At 59.8% G+C, this 18,011-nt stretch carries 18 protein-coding genes; 8 read left to right on the forward strand and 10 right to left on the reverse strand.

Annotated features, from left to right (window positions below; translation table 11 throughout):
• Positions 1–495: 495 nt before the first annotated feature.
• Together fdxA and mutS are read right to left on the reverse strand one after the other, a co-directional pair.
• Positions 496–819, reverse strand: coding sequence for a ferredoxin FdxA (fdxA, locus tag PKE98_RS05160; RefSeq protein WP_271194200.1), 324 nt, complete (start codon positions 817–819; stop codon positions 496–498).
• Between the two features lie 142 nt (positions 820–961).
• Positions 962–3,529 carry a DNA mismatch repair protein MutS gene (mutS, locus tag PKE98_RS05165; RefSeq protein ID WP_271194201.1) on the reverse strand — a complete coding sequence of 856 codons (2,568 nt, stop codon included), beginning with the start codon at positions 3,527–3,529 and terminating at the stop codon, positions 962–964.
• 70 nt (positions 3,530–3,599) lie between these two features.
• On the opposite strand from mutS, the gene PKE98_RS05170 reads away from it, so the two are divergent.
• The 3 genes from PKE98_RS05170 (at position 3,600) to recX (ending at position 5,714) form a co-directional block, all read left to right on the forward strand.
• Complete coding sequence (locus PKE98_RS05170; protein WP_271194202.1) at positions 3,600–4,100, forward strand: CinA family protein; 501 nt, start codon at positions 3,600–3,602, stop codon at positions 4,098–4,100.
• Positions 4,101–4,185: 85 nt separating this feature from the next.
• Positions 4,186–5,244: a recombinase RecA gene (recA, locus tag PKE98_RS05175; RefSeq protein ID WP_108095910.1), complete on the forward strand. Its 1,059-nt coding sequence runs from the start codon at positions 4,186–4,188 to the stop codon at positions 5,242–5,244.
• Between the two features lie 8 nt (positions 5,245–5,252).
• Positions 5,253–5,714: a recombination regulator RecX gene (recX, locus tag PKE98_RS05180; protein ID WP_271194203.1), complete on the forward strand. Its 462-nt coding sequence runs from the start codon at positions 5,253–5,255 to the stop codon at positions 5,712–5,714.
• A 170-nt stretch (positions 5,715–5,884) separates the two neighbouring features.
• On the opposite strand, the gene PKE98_RS05185 is transcribed toward recX, so the two are convergent.
• Together PKE98_RS05185 and PKE98_RS05190 are read right to left on the reverse strand one after the other, a co-directional pair.
• Positions 5,885–6,973 (reverse strand): LOG family protein, encoded by a 1,089-nt coding sequence (locus PKE98_RS05185; protein ID WP_271194204.1) that lies wholly within the window; start codon positions 6,971–6,973, stop codon positions 5,885–5,887.
• A gap of 81 nt (positions 6,974–7,054) precedes the next feature.
• A complete protein-coding gene (locus PKE98_RS05190; RefSeq protein WP_271194205.1) occupies positions 7,055–7,453 on the reverse strand; it encodes a quorum-sensing-regulated virulence factor family protein in 399 nt (132 codons plus the stop codon).
• 617 nt (positions 7,454–8,070) lie between these two features.
• Here PKE98_RS05190 and PKE98_RS05195 point away from each other — a divergent pair.
• Positions 8,071–9,765: an OmpP1/FadL family transporter gene (locus PKE98_RS05195; RefSeq protein ID WP_271194206.1), complete on the forward strand. Its 1,695-nt coding sequence runs from the start codon at positions 8,071–8,073 to the stop codon at positions 9,763–9,765.
• A gap of 137 nt (positions 9,766–9,902) precedes the next feature.
• Positions 9,903–10,613 carry a tRNA-uridine aminocarboxypropyltransferase gene (locus PKE98_RS05200; RefSeq protein WP_271194207.1) on the forward strand — a complete coding sequence of 237 codons (711 nt, stop codon included), beginning with the start codon at positions 9,903–9,905 and terminating at the stop codon, positions 10,611–10,613.
• A gap of 186 nt (positions 10,614–10,799) precedes the next feature.
• On the opposite strand, the gene PKE98_RS05205 is transcribed toward PKE98_RS05200, so the two are convergent.
• Entirely contained in the window at positions 10,800–11,699 is a 900-nt protein-coding gene (locus PKE98_RS05205) for a DMT family transporter (protein WP_271194208.1), read from the reverse strand.
• A gap of 158 nt (positions 11,700–11,857) precedes the next feature.
• Between PKE98_RS05205 and erdR the strand changes: the two genes are divergently transcribed.
• Complete coding sequence (gene erdR / locus PKE98_RS05210) at positions 11,858–12,508, forward strand: response regulator transcription factor ErdR (RefSeq protein WP_271194209.1); 651 nt, start codon at positions 11,858–11,860, stop codon at positions 12,506–12,508.
• 85 nt (positions 12,509–12,593) lie between these two features.
• A complete protein-coding gene (locus PKE98_RS05215; protein WP_122494046.1) occupies positions 12,594–12,959 on the forward strand; it encodes a diacylglycerol kinase in 366 nt (121 codons plus the stop codon).
• Positions 12,960–12,998: 39 nt separating this feature from the next.
• On the opposite strand, the gene PKE98_RS05220 is transcribed toward PKE98_RS05215, so the two are convergent.
• Entirely contained in the window at positions 12,999–13,925 is a 927-nt protein-coding gene (locus PKE98_RS05220; protein ID WP_271194210.1) for a LysR family transcriptional regulator, read from the reverse strand.
• A gap of 118 nt (positions 13,926–14,043) precedes the next feature.
• On the opposite strand from PKE98_RS05220, the gene fpr reads away from it, so the two are divergent.
• Positions 14,044–14,823, forward strand: coding sequence for a ferredoxin-NADP reductase (gene fpr, locus PKE98_RS05225; RefSeq protein WP_271194211.1), 780 nt, complete (start codon positions 14,044–14,046; stop codon positions 14,821–14,823).
• Positions 14,824–14,897: 74 nt separating this feature from the next.
• On the opposite strand, the gene tsaA is transcribed toward fpr, so the two are convergent.
• The 4 genes from tsaA to PKE98_RS05245 form a co-directional block, all read right to left on the reverse strand.
• On the reverse strand, positions 14,898–15,590 hold the full coding sequence (gene tsaA, locus PKE98_RS05230) for a tRNA (N6-threonylcarbamoyladenosine(37)-N6)-methyltransferase TrmO (protein WP_271194212.1): 693 nt from the start codon (positions 15,588–15,590) through the stop codon (positions 14,898–14,900).
• Positions 15,591–15,761: 171 nt separating this feature from the next.
• On the reverse strand, positions 15,762–16,532 hold the full coding sequence (locus PKE98_RS05235; protein ID WP_271194213.1) for an SDR family oxidoreductase: 771 nt from the start codon (positions 16,530–16,532) through the stop codon (positions 15,762–15,764).
• 222 nt (positions 16,533–16,754) lie between these two features.
• Positions 16,755–17,216, reverse strand: coding sequence for a YehS family protein (locus tag PKE98_RS05240; RefSeq protein ID WP_271194214.1), 462 nt, complete (start codon positions 17,214–17,216; stop codon positions 16,755–16,757).
• A gap of 33 nt (positions 17,217–17,249) precedes the next feature.
• Positions 17,250–17,960, reverse strand: a complete 711-nt coding sequence (locus PKE98_RS05245; protein ID WP_271194215.1) for an rRNA pseudouridine synthase — start codon at positions 17,958–17,960, stop codon at positions 17,250–17,252.
• Positions 17,961–18,011 lie beyond the last annotated feature (51 nt).

Below are 18,011 nucleotides of genomic sequence, written 5' to 3' on the forward strand. Positions count from 1 at the left end.
CGGCCGGGTTTTGTGCGTATGGCTTCTTACAAAACTAGTCTGTGTAAGAGATTGCTTACAAAGCGTGTAAGCGATACGAGCAATGATAAGCCGGCGTTACACCTTTTTCGCCGTTTCGGTTTCTATAACTAGTTGAATATTAAGGAATAAAAGTTTTTGTATAGATGATATTGGATGTCTTTTAGTCGATTTCGCGAGTTGAACCCCGCCTGGATATCGCTAATATCACACCCGTGCTTACGGACTAGCACGGGCTGCCACGGATGTCGGCCAGGAACATCGAAGGAAACGATTCATCAGGACGATGAGCAGGAAATAGAGGGAATAGGGACGAAAGAGTGGGCGGGTCAAACCGCCCCTTTTTTTTGCCTGCCGAAAAGGCGGGCACAAACAAAAGGCCCGCTTGCGGGCCTTTTGTCTTTATCACAGTTTTTGACATCTGGTGGCTGGAGGCGCCTCGTAGGACGCCTTCTCAGGCCGCTGCAATACCGGTGCTTAACGCTCCAGGAATTCCAGCTTGTTTTTCTTGCCGTCCCACTCTTCAGCGTCGGGCAGGGCATCTTTGCGCTCGGTGATGTTGGGCCAGATTTCTGCAAGGTCAGTGTTCAGGGCAATGAACTCCTGCATGTTTTCTGGCACTTCATCTTCCGAGAAGATGGCTTGGGCCGGGCATTCTGGTTCGCACAGGGCGCAGTCAATGCACTCGTCCGGGTGGATCACCAAAAAGTTCGGGCCTTCGTAGAAGCAGTCCACCGGACAGACTTCTACGCAGTCGGTGTACTTGCACTTGATGCAGTTGTCGGTGACGACGAAGGTCATTTCTAATTCTCTCCTCAGGCGGCTGGGGAGCCCTGTTCAGAAATCGGGCCCCTCGGCTCGGGAAACGTGAGCGCCTGTCCAGGCTAATAGACAGCCGCTTTCCCAAAGCGCGCGGGATTCTAACAGCTTGTGCGCCAAGGCGTTAGATGCGTGCTTTCAATGTATATAACAGTTCGAGGGCGCGGCGCGGAGTTAGATCATCGGGATTGATCCGACCCAATTCCTCAATCACCGGGTGCGGGGCGCTGGCAAACAGGTCGCTTTGCATAGGCAGCGACGGCTTGCCCGGCTCGCTACGCGGCTGTTCATGGGGCAATGCGGTGGTTTCCAGGCGCGCCAGATGCTCCTTGGCGCGCACAATTACATCGCCCGGCACACCGGCCAACTGCGCCACCGCCAGGCCATAACTCTGGCTCGCCGGGCCCGGCAAAACGTGGTGCAAAAACACGATACGTTCGTTGTGCTCGGTGGCATTGAGGTGCACGTTGGCGACGATCGGTTCACTTTCCGGCAGTACGGTCAGCTCGAAATAGTGGGTGGCGAACAGGGTGTAGGCGCGCAGACGGGCCAAGTGCTCCGCCGCCGCCCAGGCCAGCGACAGGCCATCGAAGGTACTGGTGCCGCGCCCGACTTCGTCCATCAGCACCAGGCTGCGCTCGGTGGCGTTGTGCAGAATATTGGCGGTTTCGCTCATCTCCACCATAAAGGTCGAACGGCCACCGGCCAGGTCATCGCTGGAACCGATACGGGTAAAGATGCGGTCCACCAGCGACAGCTCGCAGCTGGCCGCCGGTACAAAGCTGCCGATATGGGCCAGCAGCACGATCAACGCGGTCTGGCGCATGTAGGTGGACTTACCGCCCATGTTCGGACCGGTGATCACCAGCATCCGCGTGTTGTCGTCCAGGTTCAGGTCATTGGCCACGAACGGCGTGGTCAGTACCTGCTCCACCACCGGGTGGCGGCCCTGGCTGATGCGCATGCACGGCTCATCCACAAAGCGCGGGCGGTTGAGGTCCAGGGTCAGCGCGCGTTCGGCCAGGTTGCTCAGTACATCGAGCTCCGCCAGGGCGCCGGCGCTGTCCTGCAGCGGGCCAAGGTGGCCGATCAGGCGTTCCAGCAGCTCGTCATACAGCATCTTTTCGCGGGCCAGGGCGCGGCTTTTCGCCGACAGCGCCTTGTCCTCGAACTCTTTGAGTTCCGGCGTAATAAAACGCTCAGCGCCTTTGAGGGTTTGCCGGCGGATGTAATCGGCCGGCGCCGACTCGGCCTGCTTGCTCGGCAGCTCGATGAAATAGCCGTGGATGCGGTTGTAGCCGACCTTGAGATTGGCCAGCCCGGTGCGCGCTTTCTCACGCGTTTCCAGATCCATCAGGTACTGCCCGGCGTTTTCGCTGAGCGATTGCAGTTCATCCAGCTCAGCGTCGTAACCGGTTTTCAGCACGCCGCCATCGCGGATCACCGCCGGCGGGTTATCGATAATCGCGCGAGCAAGCAGCTCGGCCAGTTCCGGGTACGTGCTGACGGTGCCAGCCAGGGTTTGCAGGTGCGGGCTTTCCAGATTGGCCATGGCCATCTGCAAGTCCGGCAGCGCGGCCAGGGCATCACGCAGGCGCGCCAGGTCGCGAGGACGGGCATTGCGCAGGCCGATACGGGCAAGGATGCGTTCCACGTCGCCGATTTCTTTCAATTGCGGCTGCAGATTCTCGAAACGGTAGCGCTCCAGCAGGCAGGCAATGGATTCCTGGCGGGCATCCAACACGCTGCGCTGGCGCAACGGGCGGTTCAGCCAGCGGGTCAGCAGGCGGCTGCCCATGGCGGTCTGGCAACGGTCGACCACCGATTGCAGGGTGTTGTCGCGGCCACCAGCGAGGTTGGTATCCAACTCCAGGTTGCGGCGGCTGGCGCCGTCGAGAATCACCGTGTCGTCGATACGCTCGTGGCGCAGGCTGCGCAGATGCGGCAGGGCAGTGCGCTGCGTTTCCTTGGCGTACGCCAGCAAGCAGCCGGCGGCGCCGATGGCCAACGTCAGGGCTTCGCAGCCGAAGCCCTTCAAATCCTGGGTAGCGAATTGCTGGCAGAGGCTCTTGTGCGCCGAGTCGCGTTCGAAATCCCACGGCGCGCGACGGCGTGAGCCACGGCGTTTTTCCGCCGGCAGGCCTTGTGGCCAATCATCGGGAATTAGCAGTTCAACCGGATTCAGGCGCTCGAGTTCAGCTAGCAGGTTTTCCCAGCCGGCAATTTCCAGCACGCTAAAGCGGCCGCTGGTGATGTCCAGCACAGCCAGGCCGAACAGGCGCTCATCACCGAGCACCGCGGCCAGCAGGTTGTCGCGACGCTCATCAAGCAACGCTTCATCACTGACCGTGCCTGGCGTAATGATGCGCACCACCTGGCGTTCCACCGGGCCTTTGCTGGTGGCCGGGTCGCCGATCTGCTCACAGATAACGACCGACTCGCCCAGCTTCACCAGCTTGGCCAGGTAACCTTCGGCGGCGTGGTAGGGAATGCCGCACATGGGAATGGCCATGCCGGCAGACTGGCCGCGCGCGGTCAGGGTGATGTCCAAAAGCTTGGCGGCTTTCTTGGCGTCTTCATAGAAAATCTCGTAGAAGTCGCCCATGCGGTAGAACATCAACTGGTCGGGATGCTGATTTTTCAGCCGCCAGTACTGCTGCATCATCGGTGTGTGTGCGGAGAGATCGCTCATTCCCAAGCCTTGCGCGCAAAAGGCGCTAGTGTACGGTACCCCGTCATCCTCTTTAAGCCCGGAGATAGCCTTGGACGCGATTACCCAACTGGCCGCGCAACTCGGCCAGGATTTACGCGCGCTGGCCGCGCAAGTGACCACCGCCGAATCCTGTACCGGCGGCGGCATTGCCGAGGCCATCACCCGTATTCCCGGCAGTTCTGCCTGGTTCGAAGCGGGTTATGTCACCTATTCCAATGCGCAGAAAACTCGTCAGCTCGACGTGCCGGCACCCTTGTTCACTTCGGTAGGGGCGGTGAGCCGTGACGTAGTTGAAGCGATGGCGCGCGGCGCACAACAGAAAAGTACAGCGCGCTTTTCCGTAGCGGTCAGCGGCGTTGCCGGCCCGGACGGCGGTTCGGCTGATAAACCTGTAGGCACTGTCTGGTTCGCCTGGGCCGACGCCGACCAGCTCTTCACGGGCAAGCGCCTGTTTGCCGGGGACCGCGACGCAGTACGGCGACAAACGGTGGAAGCCGCGCTGGTCGGGCTGATCCGACTAGCTGCAGGAGAAAATCCAGTTCAGGGGTAGGCGCTCGACTTGCGCTGTGGAATAATACTGGCTACTTATACAGTTGTTAGCGGCCGCTAGGCCCTCTTGATCACGTGAGGATTCAATGGACGAGAATAAGAAGCGCGCCTTGGCTGCAGCCCTGGGTCAAATCGAAAAACAATTCGGTAAAGGCGCAGTCATGCGCATGGGCGACCACGAGCGCCAGGCCATTCCGTCGATCTCCACCGGCTCGCTGGGCCTGGATATCGCCCTTGGCATCGGCGGCCTGCCGCGCGGCCGTATCGTTGAAATCTACGGCCCGGAATCTTCGGGTAAAACCACCCTTACTCTTTCTGTGATTGCTGAAGCTCAGCGCATGGGTGCTACCTGCGCCTTCGTCGATGCCGAACACGCACTCGACCCGGACTACGCCGGCAAGCTGGGCGTCAATGTCGACGACCTGCTGGTTTCCCAGCCGGACACCGGCGAGCAAGCGCTGGAAATCACCGACATGCTGGTGCGCTCCAACGCCATCGACGTGATCATCGTAGACTCCGTAGCCGCTCTGGTGCCCAAAGCGGAAATCGAAGGCGAGATGGGTGACATGCACGTCGGCCTGCAAGCCCGTTTGATGTCGCAAGCGCTGCGTAAAATCACCGGCAACATCAAGAACGCCAACTGCCTGGTTATCTTCATCAACCAGATCCGCATGAAAATCGGCGTGATGTTCGGCAGCCCGGAAACCACCACCGGTGGTAACGCGCTGAAGTTCTACGCTTCCGTGCGTCTGGATATCCGCCGTACCGGCGCGGTGAAAGAAGGCGACGAAGTGGTGGGCAGCGAAACCCGCGTGAAAGTCGTGAAAAACAAGGTGGCACCGCCATTCCGTCAGGCTGAATTCCAGATCCTGTACGGCAAGGGCATTTACCGTAACGGCGAAATCATCGACCTGGGCGTGCAACTCGGTCTGCTGGAAAAATCCGGCGCCTGGTACAGCTACCAGGGCAACAAGATCGGTCAGGGCAAGGCCAATTCGGCCAAGTACCTGGAAGACAACCCTGAAGTGGCAAAAACCATCGAGAAGCTGATTCGCGATCAGTTGCTGATGGCCGGTAAAGACGCTGCTGCAGCCGCTGCCGCTGCCGCTGTGAACAATACCGAAGACGACCTGGCTGACGCCTGAGTCCTGCCATGTCCGTTGTACTCGACAGCCCTGCCGCAGTACGACGGACAGCCATGGATTTGCTCGCACGCCGCGAACACGGGCGTGTCGAGCTAACCCGCAAATTGCGCCAACGCGGCGCGACGCCTGAATTGATCGAACCGGAACTCGATCGTTTAACGCAAGAGGGCCTGTTGTCCGAAGCCCGCTACCTCGAAAGCTTTGTTTCCTACCGTGCCCGCTCCGGGTATGGGCCAGTGCGCATTCGGGAAGAACTCGGCCAGCGTGGTTTGGCGCGCGCCGATATCGAACAGGCGTTGCGCGAATGCGGTATCGACTGGCGCGAGCAGATGGCAGAGGTGTGGCGGCGCAAGTTCGGCGAGCAGCCGAACGACGCCCGCGAACGCGCCAAGCAGGGGCGCTTTCTGGCGTATCGCGGTTACTCCATGGACATGATCAGCCGGCTATTGCGCGGCGAGTTGTACGATTGAGTTAACTGGCCATTTCACTCCGCTCCAGGGCCAATGTATCGAGGCTGAACCTCTCCTACAGGTATTCGAGGTTCCTTGTAGGAGAGGCTTCAGCCTCGATGCTTTTGCGTTTAGAGCAGCTGTTTAAAAACGCCGTTTTCAGGCTCGGCCAATCGCGGCTGAAGCCGCTCCTACGGAGACGATGGGGCTGCCCAGTTCTCTGGCGTATTAAGAAAGTCATACAACTCCCGCAGCCGCCCATATTCCCGCCCTCGAAAGGCAAACGCCAAGCGGCTCAAGTGAGCCAGCTCGGGCTCATCCCCTTCGCTTTCAAACGCACCTGCCTGCTGTACGAAGCCACCGCTTTTGCACAGGTCGGCAAACAGCTCGGGCAATTGCGCCAAGGCTTCGCTGCTCAGCGCATGATGCAAGCGCACCACAAACCGCTCTTTCAACCAGCGGCCGGAGTGGTAGTTGCCGTAGAAACGGGTGATCTGTTCCACCGCCTCTTCAGCTCCGTGGGCCAATGTCAGCAGCTTCATATCGCTGGGCAGAATGTAGCCGTTGCCTTCCAGCTGTTTGTGGATAAATGACAGCGCATCCAGCCAAAAACTGCCGTCGGGCTCATCCAGCAATACCACCGGTACCAGCGGGCTTTTGCCGGTCTGGATCAGGGTGAGCACTTCCAGCGCTTCATCCAGCGTGCCGAAGCCGCCGGGGCAGAGCACCAGGGCGTCGGCTTCTTTGACGAAGAACAGTTTGCGCAGGAAGAAGAATTTGAATGACAGCAGATTCGCGCTGCCTTGCAGGGTGGCGTTGGCACTTTGCTCGAAGGGCAGGGCGATGTTCAGCCCCAGGCTGTGTTCCAACCCGGCTCCTTCATGGGCCGCGGCCATGATGCCGCCGCCGGCGCCGGTAATGGCCATGAGTTCATTACGCGCCAACACGGCGCCAAGTTCTTTGGCCAATTGGTAGATGGGGTGGTTGACCGGCGTGCGCGCGGAACCGAAGACGGTGACCTTGCGTCGGCGCTTGAACTGCTCCAGTACGCTGAAGGCATGCTCCATCTCGCGCAGCGTTTGCAGCATGATTTTCGCGTCCCAGCGATTGCGATCGGCCTGGGCCATGCGAATCACGGTGGACAGCATGTCGCGATAGAGCGGCAGGTTGAGGCTGGTGTCTTGTGTGGCGAGGGCGAGAAGTTCGTCGACCTTGGCCGCGAGGTCGGTGCCACTGGTTTGAACGTGGCGGTTCAGGTAATCGTCCGGTTCGAAAGGCATGGAACTGCTCCTTGTTGATGAACCCTGGATCGTCGGGTGTGCCAGCCCGCGTTCGGCCGCACACCCCTGCTTCAGTAAAGCTTATTTGATCGAGCAGTCAGTTTTATTGAAGTTTTCCGCGGCGATGTACTTGTTGGTTTTGTACTCGCTGAACTGGTAGCGCAACACGGCGCCACGGGCGAGCAGTTGGCGAAAACCACTGTTCTGGCAAACGCTGGCACCCAGCTGGTTGCGCACCGCGTCCGGGTTGCCGCGCATCTGGGCGGCGTGGGCCGGCTGTACGCTCAGGTGGTTGATCAACACATTGCCTTCGACGGTGTAGCCCTGGTCGAGGATGTCTTCGTTGATCGCGCGGGGGGTGCCGGCGCTGCTTTGCGTGGCCACCTGATTGAGCAGTTTGTTCAGCTCGAAATCCTGCAGCGAGGCTGCGTGGGCGGCGGGAAGGGCAAAGCAGAGGGCCAGGGCCGTGAAGCGCAGCATGTAAGTCTCCATATCCGTAAAGCGGCTTGTCTTTAAAGCGGGTTGGACCCTGGCACCGGGGCTAGGTTCGTTATGCCGCACCTATTACTCGGCCGTACGTGGCCACGCGCTGCATCCTGACCAACCCATGGGTGCAGATCAAGTTCAGAGGCGCTCGGCCTTCGAATCGCTCAACCTCATTATTAGGCAATTGCGGCAAACGCCGCTCAGTCAGCAGCAAACTCCGCAAAAACGCCCAGTTCCGTGCCAATGGAAAAGAATTCGAATCTTTTTGAATTATTTGGTCATACAAAATTGTACGGGTTGGTGTGAATCGGTAACGGTTTTATTACAGCCGTGGCAGTCGCTTCAGGCCAACAACCACGCGCCTCGGGGGAGGTTGTGGTTTTGCCAGGTGCAATCCGGCCAAATTTTTTACCGTTCGGGTGTTACCTGCCCGAAGGCCGGATAGGACCGTAGGCAGTACGAAGGATTGGGGATCATCGAACAGGAGGGCCGGTCACAGGTCGCATACCGTTTCATTCAAGAGTCGGTTTTACCGCCGCTGTTTCAGGTGTTCCGATTGCCTAATCGGGTACGTACAGCGGCTTATATCGAGCGTGCAGGAGTCGAGAATAATGATAAGAACTCGCCCGTCTTGCTGGCAGACCGCATTGGTCGGCGCAAGCGTGATGCTGGTATGGACGCCCGGAGCTCACGCTTCGGGGTATCACTTTGGATCGCAGTCGGTGGCCGCCCAGGGCACTGCCCACGCCAACGGCGCAGAGGCAGTCGACCCCTCGACCATTTTCTATAACCCCGCCGGCCTTGCGCGTTTACCGGGTACGCAAGTTACCAACGGCATTACTGTGGTTATCCCCAAGGGCAGCTTCAAGGACACCGGCAGCACCGATGCCTTTGGCAACCCCTCCGGCGGTACCGGCGCTGGTTCGTTCCTGCCCGATGCGGCAGCCGCGCCGGACTTTTACTTTTCCAGCCAGATTAACGACCACGTGACAGTGGGCCTGGGCATTTTCGTGCCCTACGGCGCCAAGCTCGATTACAAGGAAAACTGGAGCGGCCGTTACGGCATTCAGTCGGCCAGCCTGGAAACGGTGAATATAAACCCAAGCATCGCGTACCGTTTTAACGAGCACCACAGCATTGGTTTCGGGATTTCGGCCCAGTACATCAAGTCGATTCAGCGCGGCGCAGCCGACGTGAAAGGCGCTTCGCGGCAGTTGGCCGGGCAGTTTGTCGAAGCGAACCAGGATCTGACCGAACTGGCCGCTTCGGGACTCGGGCAGGCGGCGATTCCGATTGTGTACGGACTGACCGTGCCGGAGGAGATCAGCAGTTGTAATGGCCAGACCGGTGACGGCTTTGTCGATTGCGTGGCGAAAAACTTCTCCGACAACGTCAGCGGCGATGGCTACTTCCGCGTCAAGGGCGACGACTGGGGCTTTGGCTGGAACATCGGCTATATGTGGGAACCGACAGAAAGCACGCGCTTTGGCGTGGCTTACCGCTCGAAAATCAGCCATACCCTGGAAGGCGAGACCAAATGGAGTTTCGCCGACGTCAACGGCACTGTGCCGTCGCCGACCACGGATCTCAGTGGCGGCATCGACCTTGGGATTATTACTTTGCCACCGCGTGACGAGTTGGCTCAGGTGCTGGACCCCAGCAACTGGATCAATCCAGGCAACTTCGCCGCTACCAACCTGCACCCCAATTCGACCGCCAAGACCAGTATCGACACGCCCGAGTCGTTCTCGATCAACGCTTTTCACCAGCTAAACGACAAAGTCGCGCTGATGGGTGATGTCACCTGGACCCGTCACAACCGTCTGGACGAGGTGGGCATCCAGGTTGATCAGGTCGCCGGCTATCCCTATTTCAACGGCGTTACCGAAGGCGATGCGACCGTTAACCAGAAATGGAAGAACACCTACAAGATCTCCCTGGGTATGAACTACCAATGGGATAAAGACCTGATGCTGCGTACCGGTGTGGCCTATGACAAATCGCCGGTCAACGGCAGCGATCAGCGCCACCCGGCATTCCCGGATGCCGACCGTTACTGGCTGTCGTTCGGTGCCAACTACAAGCTGGACAAGGACACCTCCATCGACCTGGCCTACAGCTACGTGCAGTTCGCCAGCGGCAAGATGGATTACAAGGACGGTTGCTCGCCTGCCGGTTGGGCACCGGGCGGCGGCAGCCTGTACGCGGACAGTCAGGTGCGTTGCACCGGTAACGGCGGCAACTTCAAAGGTGAGTACGAAACCCGTATCCACTTTATCGGCCTGGCGTTCAACCAGGCCTTCTAAACCTGCACAGCGTGGCGGGTCGCTGGTCGACCCGCTCTGCGGTTTCCCCCCGCGCCTCTGCTAGACTCGCCGGCTTTCTTTTTCGATGGTCGGATGCAGTCGATGATCAGCCGTTTCTCCTTGCCGGGCCGCACGTTATGAGCCACGCCGTTTCGCGGCTGCGTGCCGAGCGCCTGGAAATGAGCTCCAAGCCGTTTACCGCCCGTGGCTCGCGGGCGCCGCGCTGTGAAGGCTGCCGGGTGATTCCCGAATACTGCTTGTGCGCATTGCGTCCCAAAGTGCCCACCAACGCCGGCATGTTTTTGCTGATGCACGATGTGGAAGCCTTGAAGCCCACCAACACGGGCTGGCTGATTGCAGACCTCGTAACCGACACCTTCGCCTACCGCTGGTTTCGCACCTCGGTTGAGCCGGAAATTCCGGCGCTGCTCAATGACCCGCAGTGGCAGCCATACCTGGTATTCCCCGGCGAGTTTGTCGCGCCTGAGCGCGTGGTTACCGAGGTGCAGGTGGAGGAGGGCAAGCGCCCGCTTTTTATTCTGCTGGACGCCACCTGGACCGAAGCGCGCAAGATGTTCCGCAAGAGCCCGTACCTGGATAAATTCCCGGTGCTTAGCCTGCAGCCCGAGCAGCTGTCGCGTTATCGCCTGCGCCGCTCCAAGCGCGATGACCACCTGTGTACGTCGGAAGTAGCCGCCTTGTGCCTGGAGTTGGCCGGCGAGCCACGCGCTGCCTCAGCGCTGGATGCCTATCTGGATGTATTTACCGCGCACTACCTGGGCGCCAAGTTTCAGCGCCCGGTGGATCCTGAGGATGAAGTGCATCAGCGGATGGCTGAGTTTCTTTGAGGGAAGGGTTCAGTTACCGAGTGATGGCGAGCATTACGCCCTCACCCTAACCCTCTCCCCCTGGAGAGGGGAATGACCCAATACGCCATTAAGCTCCCTCGCCCCACCGGGGAGAGGGGTGGGGTGAGGGGGCTGGATTGCAGCGTTAGCGAAAAATGGCCAGCAACCTTCTATATAAAGAAGACACTACGCCACCTTCGCCTCAGCTACTTCTTCCGCCGCCTTGCGTGGCCACAACTGCGCCACCAGCATGCCGACAAACATCAGCGCACAGCCGATGTAACCGCGCAGGTGCAACGACTCATCGAGAAACAGCGCGCCGGCCACCGCCGCAAATACCGCTTCCAGGGAAAAGATGATCGCCGCGTGCGAGGCAATGGCGTGCTTCTGCGCAATTACCTGCAGGGTATAGGCGATGCCCACGGAGATCAGGCCGCCATAAATGATCGACGGGCCGGCGGTGATGATACCGGCAACCTGTATATCTTCCAGCGACACAGCCAGGCCCAGGCTGATCAGTGCGCACACGGCGAATTGAATGGCGGCCAGGCGAATCGGGTCGTAGCGGCCGGCGAAATAGCCCACCAGCAACACGTGGCTGCCCCAGACAAACGCCCCGGCCAGTTGCAGCCAGTCGCCGGAAGCCACGTGAAAGCCATCACCAACGCTCAGCAGGAACATGCCGACCACCGCGAGTACGGCGCCCAACCAGGTGCCGATGCCAGTCTTGTGGCCGAGAAAAATCCCTACCAAGGGCACCACGATCACGTACAGCCCTGTGATAAAGCCTGCGTTGGTCACGCTGGTAAACAGCAGGCCCACTTGCTGCAGATTGATGCCCAAGGCCAGTACCACGCCCATCAGCGCGCCGCCAATAAACAGGCCGCGGTTGAACGGTTGTTTGTTGCCGCGGCTGAGAACGTACACCACCGGCAGCAGCACCAGGGTGCCGAGGGCAAAGCGCAGGCCGGAATACAGGTAGGGGCCGATGGAGTCCATGCCCATGCGCTGGGCCACAAAGGCACTGCCCCAGATCAGCGCGGTAATCAGCATTAACAGGTCGGCGCGCAGGGCTTGGTTTCGCATGGTCGGTCTCGGCAGGAAAAGCCGCAAACTGTGCCGCAAAGCTAAAGGCTTGACCACCCCATTCTGGCTGGGCATGCTGAGCGCCGCCGCTGCGCTGCGGATCTATTGCGTGGCCGCTTTCGTACCCCAACAAGCGCCCCCTCCAACAAGAGCAGCCCATGGCCGACTACGAAATCCTGATTGCCGATGACCACCCCCTGTTTCGCAGTGCGCTGCATCAGGCCCTGACCCTGGGCTTGGGCCCGCAGGTGCGTCTGGTGGAAGCGGCAAGCATTGCCGAGCTGGAAGCGCGGCTGGGGGAGAAGTCGGATTGGGATCTGGTGTTGCTGGACTTGAATATGCCTGGAGCTTACGGATTTTCTGGGCTGGTGATGGTGCGTGGTCAGTACCCGCAGGTGCCGGTGGTGATGGTGTCGGCTCAGGAGGAAGCGGCGGTGGTTGCCCGCGCCCGCGAGTTCGGCGCCAGTGGCTTTATCCCCAAATCGAGCCCGTTGGAAACCATTCAGCAAGCGGTGCGCGATGTGCTCGACGGCGATGTCTGGTGGCCGCCGCAAGCCGAAGAGGGCGCCGCTATTTCGGCCGAGGCGAAAGCCGTGAGTGCCGGGCTGGCCAGCCTGACGCCACAGCAATTTCGCGTGCTGACCATGGTGTGCGACGGTTTGCTGAACAAACAGATCGCCTATGAATTGAACGTGTCCGAAGCCACCATCAAGGCCCATGTCACCGCCATCTTCCGCAAGCTGGGGGTGCGCACCCGCACTCAGGCGGCGTTGCTGTTGCAACATCTGGAATCCATTCCCGCCGGTTAAGCACCGGCAGGTCGTTGGTTTTTCACGCATTTTTGACCGCGTTTGGCGTAGCCTGCGGCCCTCATGAATTTTGGTTGTATTTCCTATGTCGCCATTCAAAGGCCAGACCGGCTTTAAACGTGTTCTTAACGCCACCGGCTATTCCTTCGACGGCCTGCGCGCCGCGTTTACCGGCGAGGCGGCGTTCCGTCAGTTGGTGCTACTCAATGTGGTACTGATTCCGCTGGCTTTCTGGTTCGACGTCAGCCGTGGCGAGCGGGCGCTGATGATTGGCGTGTGCCTGGTTGCACTGATCGTTGAATTGCTTAACTCGGCGGTAGAAGCGGCAATCGACCGCATTTCGCTGGAGCTGCACCCGCTCTCCAAAAACGCCAAGGACATGGGCAGTGCGGCGCAGTTTGTGGCGTTGAGTCTGATTGGTAGCGTTTGGCTGGTCATACTGCTGGGCTGATAAAAATCACACGCATCGAGGCTTCAGCCTCGACGCTGCTCAAGCGATAGACGGAAGCACAATCTCGTCGCTGCGCCGCACCCCGGCCGTCAGCTTGCGGCATTGTTCGAGAAATTCGCGCATGGCGCTGGTCTGGTATTTCTGCTTGTGCCAGATGAAGTAGAACTGCCGAGTGAGGTCCAGCTCCGGCGTTTCCACCGGCACCAGACTGCCGCGGCGAAACGCGTCACGCAGGGCCAGGCGCGAAATGCAGCCAATGCCCAACCCCGATTCCACCGCGCGTTTGATCGCTTCGGTATGCTCCAGCTCCAGACGGATATTTAGCGCCGTTGGGTGATGGCGCATGGCCTGGTCGAAGGTCAGACGCGTGCCGGAACCTTGTTCGCGCAAAATCCAGGCTTCCTGAGTCAGCTCCAATAGTGTCGCGCTGCCATTGGTGGCCAGCGGATGCTGCGGCGCGCAAAACACCACCAGTTCATCTTCCACCCAGGGCTGTACTTCGATATCCGGGTGCTGGCAATCGCCTTCAATCAGGCCCAGATCAATCTCGTAATGGGCTACCTGCTGTACAACATGAGCCGTGTTTTGCACGTGGAGCTTCACCCGGCATTCTGGGTGCTGCTGCATAAAGCTGCCGATCAGCAGGGTCGCCAGGTAGTTGCCCACCGTTAACGTGGCGCCTACCGACAGGGAGCTGAAACCGCCCTGACCGCCGAGCATGCGTTCAATTTCCTTGGCCTGGTCGAGCAGGGCAACGGCTTGCGGCAATAGTTGATGGCCGAGGGCGTTGAGGGACAAGCGTTTGCCGGCCCGGTCGAACAGCTGGCAGGCCGATTGCCGCTCTAGCTCGGTCACTGCGGTGCTGGCAGCTGACTGCGACAGCGCCAAGGACTCAGCCGCCCGCGAGACGCTTTCCTGCTGGGCGACGGCGACAAAAACCTGAAGTTGGCGGAGTGTGAAACGCATATCTATATAACCGATAACCTATATCTTAATAATCCACTTAACAGATATTGTTGTCGCCCTTAAAATGCCGCGCAATAACACCCGTCGGTCGGGTGTGTGCGATTACCGAGGAAGCAGCATGAGCAACTTGAACTCCGAGCGTGTGCTCAGCGTCCATCACTGGAACGACACGCTGTTCAGTTTCAAAACCACCCGTAACCCAGGCCTGCGTTTTGAGAATGGCCAGTTTGTGATGATCGGCCTGCAACAGGAAAACGGTCGCCCGCTGATGCGAGCTTACTCGATTGCCAGCCCGAACTATGAAGAGCACCTGGAGTTCTTCAGCATCAAGGTTCCGGATGGTCCGCTGACTTCCCAACTGCAGCACCTGAAAGTGGGCGACGAGCTGATGGTTAGCCGCAAGCCCACTGGCACCCTGGTGCTGGATGACCTGCTGCCCGGCAAGCACTTGTACCTGCTGAGCACCGGCACGGGCCTGGCGCCGTTCATGAGCGTGATTCAGGACCCGGAAACCTACGAGCGTTTCGAAAAGGTCATTCTGATTCACGGCGTACGTTACGTGAACGAAGTCGCCTACCGCGAGTTCATCACCGAGCATCTGCCGAAGAACGAATTCTTCGGCGAAGCGCTGAAAGAGAAGCTGATCTACTACCCAACCGTAACCCGTGAGCCGTTCGAGAACATGGGTCGTCTCACCGACCTGATGCGCAGCGGCAAGCTGTTCACCGACATCGGCCTGCCACCAATCAACCCGCAGGACGACCGCGCGATGATCTGCGGCAGCCCGAGCATGCTCGATGAAACCAGCGAAGTGCTGGACAGCTTCGGTCTGAAAATTTCGGCGCGCATGGGCGAACCGGGTGATTACCTCATCGAACGTGCGTTCGTAGAGAAGTAAGCCGAACGCAATTGAAAAGCCCGCCTAGATGGCGGGCTTTTTTGTGCCTTCGAAATGATCGCTGGAAACGCCGATCAGGCAGGAACCACCTCAAGCACACAGATCTGCGCCGGCGTCGGGTAATGCCAGCGCACCTGCACATCCCACAACTGTGTGCCGTATACGCGGCTCGGCTCGGGCTGTTGATACGCCGGGCGCGGGTCCTGGGCCAGGCATTGTTCGACCAGTTCCCGTAGCGGCTGCTCCAGCCGCTGCCCATGGTCCATCGCCTGGGCCAACGCGGCGTCACTCCAAGCCACTCCAATCAGTTGCGGCGCGCCATCGGCCATGCGATTGAACGCGCCGCTCACCGCGTCGGCGTAGGGCACATAGGGTTTGATATCCAGCACCGGCGTGCCGTCGAGCAGGTCGATGCCCGAGAGCCACAACTTGCCGGCCTCGACTTTCTCCAGCTTCACCACCGATTGCCCAATGCCGTTGGGGCGGTGGGTGGCGCGGGTGGCGAAGACCCCCATTGATTGGTTGCCGCCCAGGCGTGGCGGACGCACTTTCAGGCGGGGTTTGTCTTCCAGGGCCTGGTGAAAGAGAAACAGCAGCCACACGTGGCTGACTTGCTCCAGCCCTTGCACGGCCTCGCCCTGATCGAATGGCGGCAGCAGTTCCAGTACCCCACGGGCAGCCGGTGCCAGTTGCGGCTGACGGGGAATGGCGAATTTCTCCTTGAAGCAGGAGCGCACAAAACCGATGGGGGAGACCGAATAAGACATAAAAAAGCCCGGCTGGAAAACCGGGCCATGATACCTGTCGCCACTCGGACGTTTACAACATATGCGGTTGAACTATTACCGAATTCGGCGCCCTCCAAGCACGCTCTTTCGGGCTGGCCAGACAACGCGGTTTCAACGCCGTATGGCCGACGACCGGAAGATCGTTACGGTCTACATGGCGAAGCCGCCATCGATGGGTATCACGGTGCCGGTCATGTAAGCCCCGGCCGTGCTCGCCAGTGCAATCGCCAACGCCCCCATCTCTTCTTCACGGCCCCAACGCTTCATCGGAATGATCGCGGTGTCTTCGGCCAGCGCTTGTTCATCGTTGGCGATATGGCTGGTCATCTTGCTCGGGAAGCGGCCCGGCGCAATAACATTGACGTTGATGTGCTGACCAACCAGGTCGCGTGCCAGCGAGCGTGACAGATGGTGCAAGGCGGCCTTGCTCGGGCCATAGGCATAGGCTTCTTCACCGTAGGAGGTGATACCGGCTACCGAGCCGATATTGATCACCCGTGCCGGGCTCTCGCTGTTGCCAGCCTTGCGCAGCAGCGGTAGCAATTTCTGGATGCACAGGAAAACCGAGGTCACGTTCAACTGCATGACTTTTTCAAAGCCTTTCACCGGGTAGGTTTCCAGCGGCGCGCCCCAGGTGGTGCCGGCGTTGTTGACCAGAATATCGAGCTTGTCGATCTGCCCGTTCAGTTGCTCGGCCAGGGCCACCACGCCTTCCTCGTGCGCCAGGTTGGCCGCGATGCCGTGGCATTCACCAAACGCCGACAGTTCGGCGGCGGTAGCGGCACAGGCTTCGCCGTCACGGGCACAGACATAAACGCGGGCACCGGCTTCAACGAAGGCTTTGGCGATCATCTTGCCGATGCCTCGGGTGCCGCCGGTTACCAGTGCGGTGCGGCCTTGCAGGGAAAAGTAAGGGTGCATGGGGGCGTGCTCTTGTCAGGGTTGTTGTGCCAACACCCTAATACCCGAGGCGTGATTACGCAGGAACTATTGCCGCTGAGAATGCAGGGCCATGCGCAAATGCATGCCCTCCACCGTCATTCCCGTGAAGACGGGAATCCAGGCTTTTAAGTCGGCGAGATAGGAGCCAGCCTCACAATTCTGGATGCCCGCCTGCGCGGCGATGACGCAGGTTTTTGCTTATTAACCGCGCACGCGCTGGGTCAAACCCTTGAGAAAGTTGCGCAGCAACTGATCGCCGCACGTGCGGTAGTTGCTGTGGCCAAACTTGCGAAACAGGGCGCTGAGCTCGGGCTTGCTCACCGGGAAATCCACGCTCTGCAGTATCTCGTGCAAATCGTCTTCTTTCAGTTCAAAGGCCACCCGCAGCTTTTTCAACACCATGTTATTGGTCACTGGCAGCTCGATGGGCTGCGCCGGGCGGCTGTCGTCTTTGCCGCGCAGGTGAACGATCAGGCCGTCGAGAAAGTGCGCGAGCACCTCGTCGTCACATTCCAGGTAGCCCTCTTCCTCATCCTTTTTCAGGTAGGCGCGCACGGTGTCCAGGTCGACTTCCAGGCCGGACAGTTGGATAACCTGTACCACCTTGGGGTCGCTGAGGTCGAGCATGTAGCGCACGCTGCGCAGTACGTCGTTGTTGATCATGATGCGGTCCTGAATAGGGGAGAGGCCTGGGCCCTAGAATTTTTCGGTTTTGGCCAGGTAGCGCCATTGGCCGGCGGGCAGCTTGCCCATGGAAACGCCGCCGATGCGGATGCGCTTGATGCTGACCGGCGTGAGCCCGACGCTGGCGCACAGTGCGGCGAGCAGGCCTGGCGTCGGGTTTTTCAAGACGATGCGCAGGCGCGTTTCGTTTTGCCAGCTGGCTTTCACCGGTGGCAGAACCTTGCCCTTGATAGTGCGGCCCTGGTTCAGGCGACTGAGGCCGTGTTCGATGATGTCGCCAGTCACTTCCACCACGTATTCCTGTTCCAGCTTGGCCAGGTCGTCGGTGAGCTTGCGCAGAATTTTCCAGTCCTGGGTAAATACCAGCAAACCGGCGGCGTTGTGCTGCAACGGCGCGGCGCTGGTAAGGCGCAGGAAGTGGCCCTTGAGCGGGCGGGTGCCAAAGCGGTGCTCGGGCGACAATGTGGCAGGGCTGATAAGCGTATGCGCCGCGTCGACGGTCAGCTCGGGCAACTGGTGGAACAAAATGGTCACTGGCTCCGGAGCGGTCAGCACCGCGTCGGGCAGCAGCGCCACTGTCTGTTCGGTCACTTTGAATTGCGGTTCATCGACCACTTCGCCATCGACCGTCACCCAGCCGCCCTCGATATACAACTCGGCCTCGCGGCGCGAGCAGCCGATCACTTCGATCAGGCGTTTGGAAAGGCGAATGGGGTCTGTCATGACGAGGGCCGTAAAGAAGGGGGCGAGCATTGTACCCGCCTGAGCTCAACA

It is taken from the genome of Pseudomonas turukhanskensis (assembly GCF_027922365.1).
GTDB lineage: Bacteria > Pseudomonadota > Gammaproteobacteria > Pseudomonadales > Pseudomonadaceae > Aquipseudomonas > Aquipseudomonas turukhanskensis.